This window comes from Methylobacterium aquaticum (genome assembly GCF_016804325.1).
Classification (GTDB): domain Bacteria; phylum Pseudomonadota; class Alphaproteobacteria; order Rhizobiales; family Beijerinckiaceae; genus Methylobacterium; species Methylobacterium aquaticum_C.
Window position 1 is genome coordinate 6,852,610 of sequence record NZ_CP043627.1, and the last position, 18,816, is coordinate 6,871,425.

At 69.8% G+C, this 18,816-nt stretch carries 21 protein-coding genes; 13 read left to right on the top strand and 8 right to left on the bottom strand.

Annotation, left to right across the window (positions count from 1 at the left end):
• Positions 1-128: 128 nt before the first annotated feature.
• A complete protein-coding gene (locus F1D61_RS31705; protein WP_203155864.1) occupies positions 129-578 on the top strand; it encodes a hypothetical protein in 450 nt (149 codons plus the stop codon).
• 98 nt (positions 579-676) lie between these two features.
• On the opposite strand, the gene F1D61_RS31710 is transcribed toward F1D61_RS31705, so the two are convergent.
• Together F1D61_RS31710 and F1D61_RS31715 are read right to left on the bottom strand one after the other, a co-directional pair.
• Positions 677-1,186 (bottom strand): hypothetical protein, encoded by a 510-nt coding sequence (locus tag F1D61_RS31710; RefSeq protein WP_203155865.1) that lies wholly within the window; start codon positions 1,184-1,186, stop codon positions 677-679.
• The gene (locus tag F1D61_RS31715) at positions 1,183-1,440 is read right to left on the bottom strand and encodes an antitoxin (RefSeq protein WP_203155866.1); all 258 of its coding nucleotides are present in this window, start codon (positions 1,438-1,440) and stop codon (positions 1,183-1,185) included. The genes F1D61_RS31710 and F1D61_RS31715 overlap by 4 nt, the downstream gene beginning before the upstream one ends.
• A 260-nt stretch (positions 1,441-1,700) precedes the next feature.
• On the opposite strand from F1D61_RS31715, the gene F1D61_RS31720 reads away from it, so the two are divergent.
• The 4 genes from F1D61_RS31720 to F1D61_RS31735 all read left to right on the top strand — a co-directional run bounded on the left by F1D61_RS31720 (position 1,701) and on the right by F1D61_RS31735 (position 6,201).
• Positions 1,701-2,144 carry a hypothetical protein gene (locus tag F1D61_RS31720; protein WP_203155867.1) on the top strand — a complete coding sequence of 148 codons (444 nt, stop codon included), beginning with the start codon at positions 1,701-1,703 and terminating at the stop codon, positions 2,142-2,144.
• A 189-nt stretch (positions 2,145-2,333) separates the two neighbouring features.
• The gene (locus tag F1D61_RS31725) at positions 2,334-4,337 is read left to right on the top strand and encodes an acetyl-CoA carboxylase biotin carboxylase subunit (protein WP_203155868.1); all 2,004 of its coding nucleotides are present in this window, start codon (positions 2,334-2,336) and stop codon (positions 4,335-4,337) included.
• 4 nt (positions 4,338-4,341) lie between these two features.
• The gene (locus F1D61_RS31730; RefSeq protein WP_203155869.1) at positions 4,342-4,758 is read left to right on the top strand and encodes a gamma-glutamylcyclotransferase family protein; all 417 of its coding nucleotides are present in this window, start codon (positions 4,342-4,344) and stop codon (positions 4,756-4,758) included.
• Between the two features lie 279 nt (positions 4,759-5,037).
• Positions 5,038-6,201 (top strand): IS4 family transposase, encoded by a 1,164-nt coding sequence (locus F1D61_RS31735; protein WP_203153609.1) that lies wholly within the window; start codon positions 5,038-5,040, stop codon positions 6,199-6,201.
• A 50-nt stretch (positions 6,202-6,251) separates the two neighbouring features.
• Here F1D61_RS31735 and hisI read toward each other — a convergent pair whose 3' ends face one another.
• Positions 6,252-6,674 (bottom strand): phosphoribosyl-AMP cyclohydrolase, encoded by a 423-nt coding sequence (hisI, locus tag F1D61_RS31740; protein ID WP_203155870.1) that lies wholly within the window; start codon positions 6,672-6,674, stop codon positions 6,252-6,254.
• Positions 6,671-7,330, bottom strand: a complete 660-nt coding sequence (gene folE, locus F1D61_RS31745) for a GTP cyclohydrolase I FolE (RefSeq protein WP_203155871.1) — start codon at positions 7,328-7,330, stop codon at positions 6,671-6,673. Before folE ends, hisI begins: the two co-directional genes overlap by 4 nt.
• Before the next feature lie 252 nt (positions 7,331-7,582).
• Between folE and F1D61_RS31750 the strand changes: the two genes are divergently transcribed.
• From F1D61_RS31750 to thrS, 3 genes are all read left to right on the top strand, one after another.
• Positions 7,583-8,041 carry an iron-sulfur cluster assembly scaffold protein gene (locus F1D61_RS31750; RefSeq protein ID WP_203155872.1) on the top strand — a complete coding sequence of 153 codons (459 nt, stop codon included), beginning with the start codon at positions 7,583-7,585 and terminating at the stop codon, positions 8,039-8,041.
• Positions 8,038-8,355, top strand: a complete 318-nt coding sequence (gene yidD, locus F1D61_RS31755) for a membrane protein insertion efficiency factor YidD (RefSeq protein WP_203155873.1) — start codon at positions 8,038-8,040, stop codon at positions 8,353-8,355. The genes F1D61_RS31750 and yidD overlap by 4 nt, the downstream gene beginning before the upstream one ends.
• Positions 8,356-8,510: 155 nt before the next feature.
• Entirely contained in the window at positions 8,511-10,523 is a 2,013-nt protein-coding gene (gene thrS / locus F1D61_RS31760; RefSeq protein ID WP_203155874.1) for a threonine--tRNA ligase, read from the top strand.
• Between the two features lie 51 nt (positions 10,524-10,574).
• Here thrS and nhaA read toward each other — a convergent pair whose 3' ends face one another.
• Together nhaA and F1D61_RS31770 are read right to left on the bottom strand one after the other, a co-directional pair.
• On the bottom strand, positions 10,575-11,783 hold the full coding sequence (nhaA, locus tag F1D61_RS31765; RefSeq protein WP_203155875.1) for a Na+/H+ antiporter NhaA: 1,209 nt from the start codon (positions 11,781-11,783) through the stop codon (positions 10,575-10,577).
• 97 nt (positions 11,784-11,880) lie between these two features.
• The gene (locus F1D61_RS31770) at positions 11,881-12,081 is read right to left on the bottom strand and encodes a hypothetical protein (RefSeq protein ID WP_203155876.1); all 201 of its coding nucleotides are present in this window, start codon (positions 12,079-12,081) and stop codon (positions 11,881-11,883) included.
• Positions 12,082-12,271: 190 nt separating this feature from the next.
• Here F1D61_RS31770 and F1D61_RS31775 point away from each other — a divergent pair, with 190 nt between their 5' ends.
• Entirely contained in the window at positions 12,272-13,042 is a 771-nt protein-coding gene (locus F1D61_RS31775) for a potassium channel family protein (protein ID WP_203155877.1), read from the top strand.
• 134 nt (positions 13,043-13,176) lie between these two features.
• Complete coding sequence (locus tag F1D61_RS31780; RefSeq protein WP_203155878.1) at positions 13,177-13,413, top strand: hypothetical protein; 237 nt, start codon at positions 13,177-13,179, stop codon at positions 13,411-13,413.
• Positions 13,414-13,724: 311 nt separating this feature from the next.
• On the opposite strand, the gene F1D61_RS31785 is transcribed toward F1D61_RS31780, so the two are convergent.
• Together F1D61_RS31785 and F1D61_RS31790 are read right to left on the bottom strand one after the other, a co-directional pair.
• Complete coding sequence (locus tag F1D61_RS31785; protein WP_203155879.1) at positions 13,725-14,480, bottom strand: glycerophosphodiester phosphodiesterase family protein; 756 nt, start codon at positions 14,478-14,480, stop codon at positions 13,725-13,727.
• A 4-nt stretch (positions 14,481-14,484) separates the two neighbouring features.
• Positions 14,485-14,958, bottom strand: a complete 474-nt coding sequence (locus tag F1D61_RS31790; protein ID WP_203155880.1) for a RidA family protein — start codon at positions 14,956-14,958, stop codon at positions 14,485-14,487.
• 291 nt (positions 14,959-15,249) lie between these two features.
• Here F1D61_RS31790 and F1D61_RS31795 point away from each other — a divergent pair, with 291 nt between their 5' ends.
• The 3 genes from F1D61_RS31795 to F1D61_RS31805 all read left to right on the top strand — a co-directional run bounded on the left by F1D61_RS31795 (position 15,250) and on the right by F1D61_RS31805 (position 18,816).
• The gene (locus F1D61_RS31795) at positions 15,250-16,443 is read left to right on the top strand and encodes an aspartate aminotransferase family protein (protein ID WP_203155881.1); all 1,194 of its coding nucleotides are present in this window, start codon (positions 15,250-15,252) and stop codon (positions 16,441-16,443) included.
• Positions 16,443-17,390, top strand: coding sequence for an ornithine carbamoyltransferase (gene argF, locus F1D61_RS31800; RefSeq protein WP_203155882.1), 948 nt, complete (start codon positions 16,443-16,445; stop codon positions 17,388-17,390). Before F1D61_RS31795 ends, argF begins: the two co-directional genes overlap by 1 nt.
• Before the next feature lie 415 nt (positions 17,391-17,805).
• Entirely contained in the window at positions 17,806-18,816 is a 1,011-nt protein-coding gene (locus F1D61_RS31805) for an Hsp33 family molecular chaperone (RefSeq protein ID WP_203155883.1), read from the top strand.

An 18,816-nucleotide genomic window follows, 5' to 3' on the forward strand; every position in this document is an offset into this window, starting at 1 on the left:
TTGTCAGGCTTTAACCTGAACAGGGATTCAGATCCCGCCGTTAACCTGTCGAAGGACTCCCGCCCCGCATAGTCCTCATCACACAGGGACAAGCACCGGCAGAACAAAAGCCGGGGAGGCAGGGACAGATGATCACCACTTCGTTGCAACACTTCTGCAACCGTATCGTCGCCGCCGGCACCCTCGGGCTCGAGGACGTGCGCGAGCTGAACCGCGACGTGCTGCCCGACGGGCTGACCTGCCGCGAGGAGGCCGACATGCTGTTCGGTCTCGACCGGGCGATGCCCGAGGCCGACGAGGCCTTCGGCGAGTGGCTGGTGGCCTCGGTGGTGGATTTCGCCGTGTGGGGCGAGCGGCCGACCGGGCACATCGATGCCGACACGGCCCATTGGCTCGCCGCCTCGCTGGCTTGCGGCCGCGGCCCGACCGCGACGGGGGCCCGCATCGCCGTCGAGGTGGTGCGCGAGGCCGAGACCAGCCACGCGGCGCTGATCGCCTTCGCCCTCAAGGCCAATCGGGCGCGAGCCGGCGCCGAGGACGAGGTCGAGGAGATCCTGGCCTACGCCGTGGCGGCGTGACCGCGGATCGCTGCGTGAGACCAACGGTCCAAGATGCCGACGCAGCGGCGTCGATCTCGGACCGGCCAGAGCTCGATGAAGCCGTCGGCCACCTCGAATCATCGATGCCAGGCGAAAGGGATGCCAGGCGAAAGGCTGGATAGAAGTTCGAGAGCGGAGCCGAAGGTCGTTTCGACCAGCCATCGGCATCCAAGCCGATTCTCGACCGTAAGCCCACGGATACGCCGAGATTCCGCCTCTCTGGCGGTAATCACCGGTACCCCGCGTGCGAGCGCTTGGGCCGCGATGAGCAAGTCGTTCGATTCGATCCGACACGCGACCTCGAGTTCGACGCGACTGCGTCCATGGATGACATCGGCGGGCGGCTCGAACGGGACGACACCGATCGCTTTCAGGACGGCTGCGACGAGAGCATTGCAAGACCGCGCTGCAATCGTGAAGCTCTCCAGGCCTTTGATTTTGCCGTATTTTCTGCGACGAACCGGTATCCACTTCGTTGGAGAATGCTCCGGGCGGAGGAGTCGCGTCGATCCGCGCTTCGCGCAGCCGTGACCGAGTTCGGCCTTCGATACGATACTCGCGGCGAGGGGAAAGCGCGGGCCGGTCACAGCGGATCATCGTCCAACGGCGGCAGCGTCTCGTCGAAATCTGGAAAATTCTCCTCGATCGGTTCCAAGGCCGCCAGAACGTCGAGAAGATCCCTCTTGCCGATCGGCTCCAGAATCAGGCGGTCGCCATCGCGGCTGATGCGGACCCGGTCTCCGGGCAAGGCGAACTCGGCCGGGATGCGTACGGCCTGGCTGCGATCGTCGCGGAACAGTTTCGCCTCTCGAGGCTGCGGAAGCAGGGTCGGTCTCGTCATCCCGGCACCTCGCAAGGGGCTATGCCGAGAATAGACCCGCCACGCGGCGGTCTCGAGGGCGTCCATGCCTGGCCGTGCGATCCCCCCGCCCTTATCGCGCCGCCCCCGCAACGGTTTGGCAACGCCGTCCCGTTGCCGGGCTTTAACCTGAACAGGGATTCAGATCCCGCCGTTAACCTGTCGAAGGACTCCCGCCCCGCATAGTCCTCATCACACAGGGACAAGCACCGGCAGAACAAAAGCCGGGGAGGCAGGGACAGATGATCACCACTTCGTTGCAACACTTCTGCAACCGTGTCGTCGCCGCCGGCACCCTCGGGCTCGAGGACGTGCGCGAGCTGAACCGCGACGTGCTGCCCGACGGGCTGACCTGCCGCGAGGAGGCCGACATGCTGTTCGGTCTCGACCGGGCGATGCCCGAGGCCGACGAGGCCTTCGGCGAGTGGCTGGTGGCCTCGGTGGTGGATTTCGCCGTGTGGGGCGAGCGGCCGACCGGGCACATCGACGCCGACACGGCCCATTGGCTCGCCGCCTCGCTGGCTTGCGGCCGCGGCCCGACCGCGACGGGGGCCCGCATCGCCGTCGAGGTGGTGCGCGAGGCCGAGACCAGCCACGCGGCGCTGATCACCTTCGCCCTCAAGGCCAATCGGACGCGAGCCGGCGCCGAGGACGAGGCAATCATCTCCTACGCGGTCGCTGCATGAGAACGGGCTTCGCCCTGTCGTGCTGCATGAGGACGGGCTTCGCCCTGTCGTGCCGCGTGGGAGCCCGTTTCGCCCGTTTGGCCGAGAACAGCCGGCTTTGCGGCGCGCGCGCCATGCTTTAACGGGAATGAGCTTGGGTGTGATCCACCCGGGTCCGGCTCCCCCCTGAAGGCTCGAGTGCGCGCTCCGATGTTCGAGAAGATCCTGATCGCCAACCGCGGCGAGATCGCCTGCCGCATCATCAAGACGGCGCGTCGGATGGGGATCAAGACGGTGGCGGTCTATTCCGACGCCGACCGTGACGCGCTCCACGTCGCCATGGCCGACGAGGCGGTGCATATCGGTCCCGCCGCCGCGGCCCAGTCCTACCTCGTCATCGACAAGATCGTGGAGGCCTGCCGGCAGACCGGCGCCCAGGCCGTCCATCCCGGCTACGGCTTCCTCTCCGAGCGCGAGGCCTTCCCGAAGGCGCTGGAAGCCGCCGGCATCGTGTTCATCGGCCCGAACCCGGGCGCCATCGCCGCGATGGGCGACAAGATCGAGTCGAAGAAGGCGGCCTCGGCGGCGAACGTCTCGACCGTGCCGGGCTTCCTCGGCGTGATCGAGAGCCCGGAGCACGCCGTCACCATCGCCGACGAGATCGGCTATCCGGTGATGATCAAGGCCTCGGCCGGCGGCGGCGGCAAGGGCATGCGCATCGCGCATTCGGCCGGCGAGGTCGCGGAGGGCTTCGCCCGCGCCCGCTCGGAGGCCGCCTCGTCCTTCGGCGACGACCGGGTCTTCGTGGAGAAGTTCATCACCGATCCGCGCCACATCGAGATCCAGGTCATCGGCGACAAGCACGGCAACGTCGTCTATCTCGGCGAGCGCGAATGCTCGATCCAGCGCCGCAACCAGAAGGTCATCGAGGAGGCCCCGTCGCCGCTCCTTGACGAGGCGACCCGGCGCAAGATGGGCGAGCAGGCCGTGGCGCTGGCGAAAGCCGTGAACTACGATTCCGCCGGCACCGTCGAGTTCGTCGCCGGCCAGGACAAGTCGTTCTACTTCCTCGAGATGAACACCCGGCTCCAGGTCGAGCATCCGGTGACCGAGATGATCACCGGCCTCGACCTCGTCGAGCTGATGATCCGGGTCGCGGCCGGCGAGACGCTGCCGATCGGCCAGGACGACGTGAAGCTCAACGGCTGGGCGGTCGAGAGCCGCGTCTACGCCGAGGATCCGACCCGCAACTTCCTGCCCTCGATCGGCCGCCTCACCACCTACCGGCCGCCGGAGGAGGGCGAGTTCGGTCAGGCGATCGTGCGCAACGATACCGGCGTCGAGGAGGGCAGCGAGATCGCGATCCACTACGATCCGATGATCGCCAAGCTCGTCACCTGGGCGCCGACCCGCGAGGAGGCGGTGTCGTCGCAGGCCCAGGCCCTCGACGCCTTCGCGATCGACGGCATCCGCCACAACATCCCGTTCCTCTCGGCGCTGATGCACCATCCGCGCTGGCAGGAGGGCCGGCTCTCCACCGGCTTCATCGCCGAGGAATTCCCCAACGGGTTCGAGGCCCCGAAGCCCGCGGGCGAGGTGGCGCGCCGGATGGCGGCGGCCGCCGCCGCGATCGACCACCTGCAGAACGAGCGCAAGCGCGGCATCTCCGGCCAGATGCGCGAGCCCTACCTGCTGCGCTTCGAGCAGGAGCGGGTGGTGCTGCTCGGCGACGAGCGGTTCGAGGCCATCGTCGAGACGACCAATGACGGCGTCTCGGTCGCCTTCGCCGACGGGACCGAGTGGCAGGTCGACAGCGACTGGCTCCCGGGCGAGCCGGTCTGGACCGGATTCATCGACGGCGAACTGGCGGCGATCCAGGTCCGCCCGCTCCTCAACGGCGTGTTCCTCCAGCATGCCGGCGCCGCCGCCGAGGCCCGGGTCTACACCAAGCGCGAGGCGGATCTCGCCGCCCTGATGCCGGTCAAGGAGGTCGCGGGCTCGGGCAAGCAGCTGCTCTGCCCGATGCCGGGCCTGGTGAAGAGCATCATGGTCACCCCCGGCCAGGAGGTGAAGGCGGGCGAGCCGCTGGCGATCGTTGAGGCGATGAAGATGGAGAACGTGCTGCGCGCCGAGCGCGACGGCACCGTCCAGACCATCCAGGCCAAGGAGGGCGACAGCCTGGCGGTGGATGCGGTGATCCTCGAATTCGCCTGAGCCGGTGCCTCTGTATTTCGCCTACGGCTCCAACATGGACCGGGCCGCCATGGCCCGGCGCTGCCCCGCCTCGCGGGTGCTCGGCCTCGGCCGGCTCAACCGCCACCGCCTGGTGATCATGCGCGAGGGCTACGCCTCGGTGGAGCGTTTCCCGACCGGGACGGTCTGGGGCGTGCTCTGGGACCTGGCACTCTCCGACGTGCCGGCCCTCGACCGCTACGAGGGCGTGGCGAGCGGGCTCTACGTCAAGGCGCAGCAGCCGGTCTCGACCGAGGGCGGGGTGCGGCGGGCTCTGGTCTATCTCGGGCGCGGCAACGGCGGCGTGCCGCGGCCGGGCTACCTGGAAGGGGTGATCGCGGCGGGCCGGGAGAATGGATTGCCGGAGATGTACCTGAAGGGGTTGGCGGCGCTGAAGCGGTGAAGACCCGCGAGGCCTGACCCCTCCCCCCTCTGCGGGGGAGGGCGCCCGGCGGAGCCGGGTGGGAGAGGGGAACCACGCTTCCGGAGAGGCCGCGACCTCGATGAAGGGTGCCAACCGAATCCGCGTCGCGCTGCCCCTCTCCCGGCTCGCTCCGCTCGCCACCCTCCCCCGCAGAGGCAGGGCTGTCCGGGGAAAATTTGGGTCTGGGTGCATGCCCTGCCACGCCGGAGGTGATCCGGGAGTTGTCCGGTTGTCGAGACACGAACATCCGGGCAGGACATGCACCCCAGCGATACCCGCTTCGCCCAGCTGCTGGAAGGCCTCGATCGCCAGCAGATCGCCCAAAGCGTCGCGCGCCACGGCGCCGACGCCTACGACAAGTGCTTCTCCTCCTGGGATCACCTGCTGGCCCTGATCTTCGCCCAGCTCAGCCCCGCCGCCAGCTTGCGCGCCCTGGAGGTCGCCTGGAACGCTCACGCCGCGGCCCATCCCCAGCTCGGCACCGGGCGGCTGCATCGCTCGACCCTCTCGGATGCCAACCAGCGCCGCCCCCTGGCGGTGTTCACCGAGACCTTCGCCCGCCTGGTCGGCCAACTCGACCGTCGCCTGCGCCGCGACGGACGCACCTTGCTGCGCCTGATCGATGCCACCCCGATCCCGCTCGGCGCCCTGCACGGCTGGGCCCGCTCGAACGGCCGCATCCGCGGGATGAAGCTGCACCTGGCCTACACACCCGAAACCCACCAGCCCCGCCTGCTCGACCTCACCCCCGCCACCCGCAACGATGCCGAGATCGGCCGCCGGATCCCGCTGGAGCGCGGCGCCACATACGTCTTCGACAAGGGCTATTGCCACTACGGCTGGTGGAGCGCCATCGCCGAGGCCCAGGCGACGTTCGTCACCCGACCCAAGACCAACATGCGCCTGCGCGTGCGCACCGGCCGTCCCCTGCCGCCCGAGCCCGAGCGGGAGGGCGACGGCTTCACGCTGCTGGCCGATCACGAGGTCGCCCTGGCCAGCAAGGGCGACTCGCGCCTGGGCATGGGCCTGCGCCGGATCCAGTTGCGCCGCCACGAGGGCGGAGCACGCCTGACGCTGGTGACCAACGACCTGACCCGTCCCGCCACCCAGATCGCCGCCCTCTACAAGACGCGCTGGCAGATCGAGCTGTTGTTCCGCTGGCTCAAGCAGCACCTGGCGATCCGCCGCTTCCTGGGCCACAGCGAGGAAGCCGTGCGCCTGCAGTTGGTGGCGGCGATGATCACCTTCGCGCTGCTGCGCCTGGCGCTGCGCCGCCACTGCCCGCGCGTGCCGATCCTGCGCTTCGTCGACCTGCTGCGACAGGGCTTGTTCGAGCCGCAGACCTGGGCCGAGGTCCGGGCCCTGCTATCGCCAAGACCGACCGCAACCAGGCGCAGAAGGAGGACGGCCCATGCCTCCTAACTTCCCCGGACAGCCCTGCCGCAGAGGGGGGAGGGTTGAGCGGCGGTGCTTCAGGACGCGCTGGGAACCAGCTTCACCGCCCCGCTATCCGCGTCATAGCTCACGCCCCGATAAAAACAGTCCCGCCGCCCGGTATGGCAGCACCCGCCATCGCCGCCGACGCGCACCCGCAGCAAGAGCGCGTCCTGGTCGCAATCGACCCGCATCTCGACGAGCGTCTGGATCTGCCCGCTGGTCGCACCCTTGTGCCAGAGCTCGGCCCGCGAGCGCGACCAGTACCAGACCTCGCCGGTGCTGAGCGTGCGCGCCAGCGATTCGGCGTTCATGTGGGCGAGCATCAAGACCGCGCCCGTATCGGCATCGACCGCGATCGCCGTGATCAGCCCGTCAGCGCCGAATCGCGGGGTGAAGGTCTCGCCCTCTTCCAGCGCCCGCTTGTCGCCGGGCGGAGCGAAGGTCGCAAGCGCCGTCATCGCCGATCGCGGACCAGGGTGAGGAAGCGGACCTGCTCGGTCGGGTCCTGCTTGAACACGCCGGTGAACTGGGTGGTGATGGTCGAGACGCCGGATTTCTGCACGCCGCGCATCGCCATGCACAGGTGCTCGGCCTCGATCATCACGGCGACGCCGCGGGGATGCAGCACCGAATCGATCGTGTCGGCGATCTGGGCGGTCATCGTCTCCTGGGTCTGGAGACGGCGGGCGAAGGCATCGACGACGCGGGCGAGCTTCGATAGCCCGACCACGCCGCGGCGCGGGTAATAGGCGATGTGGGCGTGTCCCATGAACGGCACCATGTGGTGCTCGCAATGGGAGTGGAACGGGATGTCGCGCACCAGCACGATGTCGGAATAGCCCTCGACCTCCTCGAACACCCGGTCGAGGATGGCGTCGGCGTCCTGGCGGTAGCCCCCGAAGATCTGCTCGTAGGCCTTCACCACGCGCTTGGGCGTCTCGAGCAGGCCCTCGCGCTCCGGATCGTCGCCGGCCCAGCGCAGCAGGGTGCGCACGGCGGCCTCGGCCTCCTGGCGGGTCGGGCGCTCGGTGACGCGCGCCGGCCGGGGGGCGTCGCTGCGCTTGTCGGCCGCCTCCGGGGACCGGACCGACAAGGACTTCAGCACCGCGTCCATCACGCCTCCAAGATCGAGACCGCCCCCGTCGGGCAGCCATGCCGGGACCGAAAGATGCGCCCCGATCCGGCCGTGCCTCGCACCGCCGGGCAACCGTGCCTATATCGGAAATCCGCCCGGCGCGCGCAATGCACCGGGCGCGCAGCAGGTCACCGCGTCCGAACCCATCCTTCCGTCAAGCCAAAGTCAGACCCGTTCGGTCAAGTCCGATTCGTCCGTCCCGCGGCCCCTCTCGTCCAAAGTACGAATGCCATGCTCGACGACATCTACAACGCCCGCATCCTCGCCCTCGCGGCGGACATCCCCCATCTCGGCCGGCTGCCGAGCCCGCAGGCGAGCGCGTCCAAGCACTCGAAGCTGTGCGGCTCGACCATCACGGTGGATCTCGTCGCCGAGGGCGGCACGGTCACCGACTTCGCCCACGACGTGAAGGCCTGTGCGCTCGGCCAGGCCGCCTCCTCGCTGATGGCCCGCCACGTCGTCGGGGCGAGCGCCGAGGAACTTCGCTCTCTCCGCGAGACCGTGCGGCGGATGCTGAAGGAGAACGGACCGGCGCCGGAGGGCAAGTTCGCCGACTTCGCCGTGCTGGAGCCCGTGCGGGACTTCAAGGCGCGCCACGCCTCGACGCTGCTCACCTTCGACGCGGTGGTCGATGCCCTCGACCAGATCGCCGCCAAGGGTGAAACGAAGGGTGAGGCGGTGCCGGCGTGAGCCCGACCCGCCGCGCGGCGCATCTCGCCATCCGCGGCTACCAGCTGACCCTGTCGGGCCTCGTCGGACGCCAGTGCCGGCACTGGCCGTCCTGCTCGGCCTATACCGACGAGGCGATCCAGCGCCACGGCCTGTGGGCCGGCGGCTGGATGGGATTTGCCCGGATCTGCCGCTGCGGCCCGTTCGGCACCCACGGCATCGACCTCGTGCCCGAGGCCCCGCCTCCCGGGGCCGCCTGGCACCGCCCCTGGGCCTATGCCCGCTGGCGCGGGGTCAACGCGCCGCCGCCGCTCTGCGAGAGCGTCGAGGGCTAAGCGCGAAGGCGCAGGACTGTGTCTGACATGTCCCGCCGTCGCTGCTATACGGCGCGAGGTCCGGTGCGTGGCTCGAGCCCGCCGGACGTAACGTCCACCACCCGGCTTACCTGCACCGTGCGCAGGAGTGAGCCCCGAGGAGCTTTTCGAGACCCATGCCGATCCTGACATTTCCCGATGGCGCCACGCGGTCCTTCGACGGCGCCGTGACCGGCCGCACCGTGGTCGAGGGCATCGCCAAGTCCCTGGCCAAGCGCACCGTGGCGATGGCCATCGACGGCACCGTCCGCGACCTCGACGACACGATCGAGGCGGATGCCCGCATCGAGTTCCTCGACCGCACCGACCCGCGGGCGCTGGAGCTGATCCGGCACGATTGCGCCCACGTGCTGGCGGAGGCGGTGCAGTCGCTGTGGCCGGAGACGCAGGTCACGATCGGCCCGGTGATCGAGAACGGCTTCTACTACGACTTCCACCGCGAGACCCCGTTCTCGCCGGAGGACTTCCCGGCGATCGAGGCGCGGATGCGCGAGATCATCGCCCGCGACGCCCCCTTCACCAAGGAGATCTGGGCCCGCGACGACGTGCGCACGCTGTTCGAGCAGAAGGGCGAGCATTTCAAGGTCGAGCTGGTCGACGCGATCCCGCCGGGCGAGGACCTGCGGATCTACCGCCAGGGCGAGTGGTTCGACCTCTGCCGCGGCCCGCACATGACCTCGACGGCCAAGATCGGCAGCGCCTTCAAGCTGATGAAGGTGGCCGGCGCCTATTGGCGCGGCGATTCGACGAAGCCGATGCTGAGCCGGATCTACGCCACCGCCTGGGCCAACCAAGCCGATCTCGACGCCTACCTGAACCGCCTCGCCGAGGCCGAGCGCCGCGACCACCGCCGCTTAGGCCGCGAGATGGACCTCTTCCACTTCCAGGAAGAGGGGCCGGGCGTGGTGTTCTGGCACCCGAAGGGCTGGACCCTGTTCCAGTCGCTGATCGCCTACATGCGCCGGCGCCTGAAGGGCGACTATGCCGAGGTGAACGCGCCGCAGATCCTCGACAAGGCCCTGTGGGAGACCTCCGGCCACTGGGACTGGTACCGGGAGAACATGTTCGTCACGAAGACCGAGGACGAGCGCGTCTTCGCGATCAAGCCGATGAACTGTCCCGGCCACGTCCAGATCTTCAAGCACGGCCTGAAGTCGTACCGCGACCTGCCGCTGCGCATGGCCGAGTTCGGCACGGTCTCGCGCTACGAGCCCTCGGGGGCTTTGCACGGGCTGATGCGGGTGCGGGCCTTCACGCAGGACGACGCCCACGTCTTCTGCACCGAGGACCAGCTCGCCGCCGAGTGCCTGAAGATCAACGACCTGATCCTCTCGACATACGCCGATTTCGGCTTCGACGAGATCGTGGTGAAGCTCTCGACGCGGCCGGAGAAGCGCGTCGGATCGGATGCTCTGTGGGACCATGCCGAGGAGGTGATGACCCGGGTGCTCTCCCAGATCGAGGAGCAGTCGGGCGGGCGGATCAAGACCGCGATCAACCCCGGCGAGGGCGCCTTCTACGGCCCGAAATTCGAGTACGTGCTGCGCGACGCCATCGGCCGCGACTGGCAATGCGGCACCACGCAGGTCGACTTCAACCTGCCGGAGCGGTTCGGCGCGTTCTTCGTCGATGCCGACGGGCAGAAGAAGACCCCGGTGATGGTCCACCGGGCGATCTGCGGCTCGATGGAGCGCTTCACCGGCATCCTGATCGAGCATTTCGCCGGCCATTTTCCGCTCTGGCTGGCGCCGCTCCAGGTGGTCGTCGCGACGATCACCGGCGAGGCCGACCCCTATGCCCGCGAGGTCCTGAAGGCGGCGGATGCCGCGGGCCTGCGGGCCGAGGCCGATCTTCGCAACGAGAAGATCAACTACAAGGTCCGCGAGCATTCCCACGCCAAGGTGCCGGTGATGCTGGTCGTCGGCCGCAAGGAGGGCGAGGAGCGCACCGTCTCGATCCGCCGCCTCGGCAGCCCGCAGAGCCGCACCCTGCCGCTCGACCAGGCCTTGGCCGAACTGGTGGCCGAGGCGACCTTCCCGGATCTGCGCCGGGCGCAAGCCGTGGCCGATGCCGTGCCGAGCGAGGGCGTGACGCTCGACGGGCAGCACGGCGAAACGCCGGTGCCGTAGGACCGGGAGGGGGCGAGGCCGGTCGGCCGGCCCCGCCCCCTCCCGCAACGATCAGGACGTCCGCGACTTGGCAGGCGCGGGCGCAGGCGGGGCCAGCCGCAGCACCAGGGCTCCGGCCGCCATGCAGAGCAGCGAGCCGGCCAGCACGCCGATCTTGGTCTCGGCCTCCAGTTCGGGACTGTCGGCGAAGGCCAGGAGGCCGATGAACAGGCTCATGGTGAACCCGACCCCGCACAGCAGCGCCACGCCGTAGACCTGAAGCCAGGTCGCGCGGGCCGGCCGCTGCGCCCAGCCGAGCCTGACCACGCCCAGCACGAACCCGAACACGCCGAGCTGCTTGCCGACGAACAGGCCCAGAGCCACGCCGAGAGTCACGGGATCGAGCAGCATCGCCGGCTTGAACCCGGCCAGGGACACGCCCGCATTGGCGAAGCCGAAGATCGGCAGGATCAGGAATGCCGACCACGGATGGATCGCGTGTTCGAGGATGTGCAGCGGCGAGGTCGGGTCGTCCGGCTTGCCGACGCTGAGGCGCAACGGGATCGTCAGCGCCAGCAGCACGCCGGCGATCGTCGCGTGGATGCCGGATTTGAGCACGAACACCCACAGCACCACGCCGAGCAGCAGGTAGGGCCACAGGCGCGCGACGCCGGCCTTGTTGAGCCCGTAGAGCACGGCGAGCGTCAGGCCGGCGCCCCCGAGCATCGGCAGCGACAGGTCGGCGGTGTAGAAGGCCGCGATGATCAGGACCGCGCCGAGGTCGTCGATGATCGCGAGCGCGGTCAGGAAGACCTTGAGTGAGACCGGCACGCGCGAGCCGAGCAAAGCCAGCACCCCGAGGGCGAAGGCGATGTCGGTGGCGGCCGGAATCGCCCAGCCGCGCAGGGTCTCCGGGGAATGCCAGTTGATCGCGGTGTAGACCAGCGCCGGCATCATCATGCCGCCCAGCGCCGCGACACCCGGCAGGATGCGGTCCGGCCAGGTGCGCAGCCGCCCGTCCAGAACCTCGCGCTTGATCTCGAGGCCGACCAGCAGGAAGAACACCGCCATCAGGGCGTCGTTGATCCAGTGCAGCAGGCTCAGCGGGCCGAGATAGGCCTTCAGGGCCGCGAAATAGGTATCCGCATAGGCGGAATTGGCGACGACCAGCGCGAGCGCCGCGCTCGCCATCAGCACCAGGCCGCCGCTGGCCTCGTTGTGCAGCATGGCGCGCAAGGCCGAGAACGGCCGGCGAATGGGCAGGGGTGCCTGGATCGTCATGTCGTCACCTTGCGGGTCCGCAGGGGAGGGGGCAGCGGAAACCGCCGATGGTCGGGGATGCCGTCGTCGTGAGCGCGGCCGGGCCGGGGCGGAGCCGTCACGAGGGCTGCGCCGGGGCCGGGGCCGTGGCCAGAGCGTCGCCGGGGCCGATCAGGCGGCCGACCAGCACGAGGCAGACCACGCCGAGGATCGCCACGAGCGCGACCGCCAGGACGACGTCGGCGGCGCGGACGGTCGCCGGGGCGCGGCGGCTGGCGACCGATGGCCGGAAGCGACGATGGCCGGTCGGACGGGGCATGGGCACGGGTCTCCGCCACTGGCGGCCCGACCAGCGGTAGACATCCTGCAAGCCCCGTCGCGAGGCCGCACACCTTGGCGCCCGTATCCCATCGATCGGCGGCGCGTGCAATGGCGCGCGCCAAGCCCGGATGCGGTATGGGGCACGCCCGCCTCGCCCGACCGGACCCCATGTCCTCCCTGAAAACCCGATGTCCTCCCTGAAAACCCGATTGCAGGCCCTCTACGAGGGCGACACCGACCAGGCGCACCGCTTCCGCTACGCCCTGCTCGCCTTCGACGTCGCGACGATCGCCTTCGTGATCGCGACCTCGTTCCTGCCGCTCTCGCCCTGGATCCTCGCCCTCGACGGAGTGCTCGGGCTCGGGGTGCTGGCGGATTTCCTCGGCCGCCTGATGATCAGCCGGGCGCCGGCCCGCGAGTTCCTGCGCCTGAGCACCTGGACGGACGTGGTCGCCATCGCCTCCTTCCTGGCGCCGATGTTCGCGGAGGGCGTCGGCTTCCTGCGCATCCTGCGCACGCTGCGCCTGTTGCGCACCTACCAATTGCTCGAGCGCCTGCGCCACGACAGTGCGTTCTTCCGGCGCAACGAGGAGGCGATCCTCGCGGCGACCAACCTCGTGGTGTTCGTGTTCGTGATGACCGGCGTGGTCTACGTCACGCAGCACCGCACCAATCCGGCGATCGGCAGCCCGGTCGATGCCCTGTACTTCACCGTCACGTCGCTGACGACAACCGGCTACGGCGACATCACCCTCCCAGGCACGTCCGGACGGCTGATCTCGGTGTTCGTGATGATCTGCGGCGTGACGCTGTTCTTCCGCCTCGCCCAGGTGGTGTTCCGGCCCTACAAGGTGCGCTTCCCCTGCCCGACCTGCGGCCTGCAGCGGCACGAGCCCGATGCCGTGCATTGCAAGGCCTGCGGCACGACGCTGAACATTCCCGATGAGGGCGCCGACTGAGACCGCTGCGCCGGGAGGGGGCGTTGCGCGGCGACATGATCGGGGTTCGACCCCTGAGCGTGCCGTGTGCGGGTCGGCACGGCGAGCGCGGTCCGGTGGGCGTACCAGATGGCCGGCAAGCCAGGACGCACGCCATGTCCGAGATCGTCTCCGACGTCACCCGCTACGCCATCCGCCGCGACCGGGCCGGCTGGACGGTCTACGACCTGCGCTCCGGGGCGGTCGCGGTCATCGGCGATGTGCTGCAGATCGGGCTCGACCGCGACGAGGCCGAGAGCGTCGCGGAGGCTTTCAGCGATGGGCCGCACGCCTCAGCGCTCGCGGGCGTGCTGCCGCGATTCGCGTGGTTCCAGGCACCGGCCCGTCCGTGAAAGTGTGCTCGACCGGCGCCGTCTTTCGATCCGGCGGGAATAGCGGAATATCCCGACCACTCACCTCATCCTGAGGTGCGACCGGAGGGAGCCTCGAAGGAGGGCTCCAGAAGCCTCGGCGATCCCTGGAGCCCTCCTTCGAGGCTCACTTCGTTCGCACCTCAGGATGAGGTGAGTAGGTAGGAGGATCCTGCCCGCCTCAAGTCTTGGGTAGAAGTCTTGCTCAATCAAGTTGTCAGGATGAGGCTGGAGGACAGGAATCTCGGCTTTCCGGAACGTCCAAAAATCGGGCCTCTCCCGAAACTGCGAGATCAGGCCCGAAACCCCTCGAACACCATCTGATCGGCATGCGCCCGCGCCAGCCGCACCTGCGCCTCGGTCCTGACCGTCCAGGTCATCACCGGCATGCGCCCGAGCAGACGGCAGAGATGGGTCGCGGCGTTGGGCAGGTCGTCGACGCGCCAGGACAGGAAGTCCGGGCGGCTCTCGGAGACATGCAGCAGGTTCGCCAGCCCGTGCCGTTGCGCCTCGGTGAGGGCGGCATAGGCCGGATCGTCGTGGCGGCTCTCCGCCACGATCCCGCGGGGAATCCCCGGCGCGAGGTCGGCCAGCGCCCCGACGATCACGGGATCGAACGATTTCAGCGCCACCGGGCCGTCATAGGCGGCGACGATCTCGGCGGTGCGGTGCGCCAGGGCGAGGTCGCCGTCGTGCCGGGTCTTCACCTCGATCACCAGCGGCGTGCGGCCGGCGATTCTTGCCAAGAACTCCGACAGGGTCGGGACGCGCTCGGCGCTGCCGAGCACCGTCAATTGCCCGAGGTCGGCGGCGTCGCGCTCGCGCACGAGCCCGTCGGCCCCGGTGAGCCGGCCTAGGCCGGCATCGTGGAACACCATCGCCTCGCCGTCCCGGCTGAGCTGGACGTCGCACTCGATCGCGTAGCCGCCACCGATCGCGGCCTCGGCGGCGGCGATCGTGTTCTCGGGAATGCCGGCGGCGCGGTCGTGCAGGCCGCGATGGGCGATCGGGCGGGCGGTCAGCCAGCCGGGGGCGAGGCGCTCGGACATGATTCTATCGGATCTCGAACAGGCCCTCGACCTCGACCACGGCGTCGAGGGGAAGCTCCGCGACGCCGATCGTCGAGCGAGCGTGGCGGCCGCGCTCGCCCAGCACCTGCACCATCAGGTCGGAGGCGCCGTTCATCACGCCCGCGATGGCCGAGAAGCCCGGCGCCGCGTTGATGAAGCCGCCGAGCCGCAGGCAGGACACCACCGCGTCGTCGAGGTTGCCGGCCGCCGCGCGCAGCTGCGCCAGCACGTTGAGGGCGCAGTGCCGCGCCGCCTCGGCGGCCAGCTCCGGCGACACCGCGCCGCCGACCTTGCCCTTGTGGGCCGGGTCGATCTGGCCGTCGGCGCCGAAGGGCAGCTGGCCCGAGATGATCACCAGATTGCCGCTGCGCTGGAAGCCGACATAGTTCGCCACGGGGGCCGCGGCCGGCGGCAGGGTGAAGCCGAGCTCCTTCAGGCGGTCGAGGGTCGCGCTCATCGGTCCAATCTCCCACCAGGCCCGTCCGCTCGCCGCGTCGGGGCCGGTTCGTCGTCCCCGCGGCACAGGGCACCGCGGCGCGGCCGAGACCGGCCGCCCGAGGGTCTGTGCCCCGAAGGAAGTCCGGCCGCAACCCCGGGCGGGGCGATGTGGCGGTGTCATCTCGGCGTCATCTTCATCGACGGCGTTGACAGGGCGCGCTCGTTCCATAGTATCCGCGCGCGCCGCCCTTCGAGGCGGCGCTTTGCTTTCCGGTCGACCGACCCACTCGACCGCGACGGAGACGAGATCGTGACCTCCTCGCTGCTGCCGACCTACGCCCGGGCCAAGGTGTCCTTCGAGCGCGGTGAGGGCGCTTGGCTCATCGCCCGAGACGGCTCGCGATACCTCGATTTCGGCGCCGGCATCGCGGTCAACTCGGTCGGCCACGGCCATCCGCATCTCGTCGCCGCGCTGACCGAGCAGGCCCAGAAGGTCTGGCACGTCTCGAACCTGTTCGAGGTGCCGGAGGCCGAGCGGCTGGCCCAGCGCCTGACCGAGGCGAGCTTCGCCGACGTGGTGTTCTTCGCCAATTCCGGTGCCGAGGCCAACGAGGCCTGCATCAAGATGGCGCGCAAGTACCACGCCGCCGGCGGCCATCCGGAGCGCTACCGGATCGTCACCTTCGAGGGCGCCTTCCACGGCCGCACGCTCGCCACCATCGCGGCCGGCGGCCAGCAGAAGTATATCGACGGCTTCGGCCCGAAGGTCGACGGGTTCGACCAGGTGCCGTTCGGCGACCTCGAGGCCCTGAAGACCGCGATCACGCCCGAGACCGCCGCCCTGATGATCGAGCCGATCCAGGGCGAGGGCGGCCTGCGGGTCGTCTCGCACGAGTGGCTGCGCACCCTGCGGGCTCTGTGCGACGAGCACGGCCTCCTGCTCATCATGGACGAGGTCCAGACCGGCATCGGCCGGACCGGCAAGCTCTTCGCCCATGAATGGTCGGGCGTGACGCCGGACATCCTGTCCTCGGCCAAGGGCCTCGGCGGCGGCTTCCCCGTCGGCGCCTGCCTCGCCACCCGCGAGGCCGCCCGCGGCATGGTGGTGGGCAGCCACGGCACCACCTTCGGCGGCAACCCGCTCGCCATGGCGGTGGCCAATGCCGTGCTCGACATCGTGCTCGCCCCCGGCTTCCTCGACCAGGTGCGCCAGACCGGCCTGCTTTTGAAGCAGCGGCTCGCCGCCCTCAAGGACCGCCACCCGGACGTCGTCGACGAGATCCGCGGCGAGGGCCTGATGACCGGCCTGCGCCTCCTCGTGCCGAACACCGATTTCGCCGCCGCCGCCCGGGACGAGCACCTGCTCGTCATCCCGGCCGGCGACAACGTCGTGCGCCTGCTGCCGCCGCTGATCATCGGCGAGGCCGAGGTGAGCGCGGCGCTGGACAAGCTGGAGGCGGCCTGCGCCGCCATGGAGACGAGGGGCCGGAAGGCCGCCGAGTGATGAATGCGCCCCTGAAGATCGCGCCGGCCCCCCGGCATTTCCTCGACCTGACCGATTTCAGCGGCACCGAGCTGCGCACGGTCCTCGATGCCTGCGCCGACCTGAAGCGCCGCCGTCGCCGGGGCGAGCCCCCGGCCGAGCGTCCGCTCGCCGGCAAGTTCCTCGGCATGGTGTTCGACAAGCCCTCGACCCGCACCCGCGTCTCCTTCGACGTGGCGATGCGGGAGCTGGGCGGCGAGACCCTGATGCTCACCGGCCGGGAGATGCAGCTCGGCCGCGGCGAGACCGTCGCCGACACCGCCCGGGTCCTGTCGCGCTACATCGACGCCATCATGATCCGCATCCTCGACCACGGCATGATGCTGGAACTGGCCGAATACGCCACCATCCCGGTCATCAACGGCCTGACGAAGGATTCGCACCCGTGCCAGATCATGGCCGACGTGCTGACCTTCGAGGAGCATCGCGGGCCGATCAAGGGCCGCACCGTGGCCTGGTCGGGCGATTCCAACAACGTGCTGGCCTCCTGGGCCCATGCCGCGGCGCGGTTCGACTTCACGCTCAACGTCGCCTGCCCGTCGGAGATGCCGGTGCCGGAGAGCCTGATCGCCCGCGCCAAGGCCGAGGGCGCCGTGCTCAACGTCACCACCGATCCGTTCGAGGCGGTGGCGGGGGCCGACGCGGTCGTGACCGATTGCTGGGTCTCGATGGGCGACGAGGACGAGGCGCACCGCCACAACCTGCTGATGCCCTACCAGGTCAACGGCCGGCTGATGGCCGCCGCCGCCAAGGATGCGGTGTTCATGCACTGCCTGCCGGCCCATCGCGGCGAGGAGGTCACCGCCGAGGTGATCGACGGGCCGCAATCGGTGGTGTTCGACGAGGCCGAGAACCGGCTGCACGCGCAGAAGGGTATTCTGGCCTGGTGCCTCGGCGCCGTTTCCTGAGCACCCGACAACCTCCTGGTCATTCCGGGGCCGCGAAAGCGGAGCCCGGAATCCAGACACTCGGTTCTTGGCGAACGAAGCGGACCGGTGCCCGCCTTTTCCTGATCCATCCGCGGTTCTGGATCCCGGGCTCCGCTTTCGCGGCACCGGGATGACGCGGAGGGTGTGGGGTCCCGGGGAGACCTGCCGGGAAGGCTCCCGCCGGCCCCGGGTGACAACCCCTTCGAAAACATCGGTCAGGCCACCATATGGCGGCATACGCCGGTCTCTCGCCGCGGCGTCTCCCGCTCCATGCTTCCGTGTGCCCGCTCTCTCCGAGCGCCTGCGCGGCGGTCCGCGCGGAAGGCGCCTCGCCGGGAGACCTTCATCATTGGCGCGAGAGCCGGCCTTCAGGCTTGCCGGCGGCGGTGAGAGCATGTCCGAGATCACTCCTTCCCCATCCTCCGAGGGCCGCGACGACGCGATCCTACCCTTCGCCGTCGAGCCCCTCGACGTGCGCGGCCGCATCGTGCGCCTCGGCCCCTCGGTCGACACCATCCTGCGCCGGCACGGCTATCCCGGGACGGTGGCGCGTCTCCTCGGCGAGGCCGCGGCGCTGACGGTGCTGCTCGGCTCCTCGCTGAAGTTCCAGGGCCGGTTCCAGCTCCAGACCAAGTCCGACGGCCCGGTCGACATGGTGGTGGTGGATTTCGAGGCGCCCGACCGGGTGCGCGCCACCGCCCGCTTCGATGCCGGCCGCGTCGCCGAGGCCGGTCCCCGCGCCGGCACCGCCGATCTCCTCGGCCGCGGCCATCTCGCGATGACCATCGACCAGGGCTCGGTGCAGAGCCGCTACCAGGGCGTGGTCGCGCTCGAAGGCCAGGGCTTCGAGGAAGCGGCGCACCAGTATTTCCGCCAGTCGGAGCAGATCCCGACCCGGGTCCGCCTCGCCGTCGCCGAGCAGATCGAGGGCGGGGGAGAGGCTCACGGCAACTCCTGGCGTGCCGGCGGCCTGCTGATGCAGTTCCTGCCGCACTCGCCCGACCGGGCGCGGCTGGCCGACCTGCCGCCCGGCGACCTGCCGGAGGGGCACGCGCTCCTCGACGAGAGCCGGCAGGAGGACGACGCCTGGGTCGAGGCTAAGTCCCTGGTGGCGACGATCGAGGACCACGAACTCGTCGATCCGACCGTCTCGAGCGAGCGCCTGCTCTACCGCCTGTTCCACGAGCGCGGCGTGCGGGTGTTCGAGGCCCAAGGGGTCCACGAGGCCTGCCGCTGCTCGCGCGAGCGGGTGATGGGCATGGTGCGCAACTTCTCGCCCGAGGAGCGCCGCGACATCGTCGGCGAGGATGGCCGGATCGGCATCACCTGCGAGTTCTGCTCGCGCCACTACGACCTCGATCCCGCCGAGGTCGAAGCCGAGATCGCCGCCGACCCGCAGGCCTGA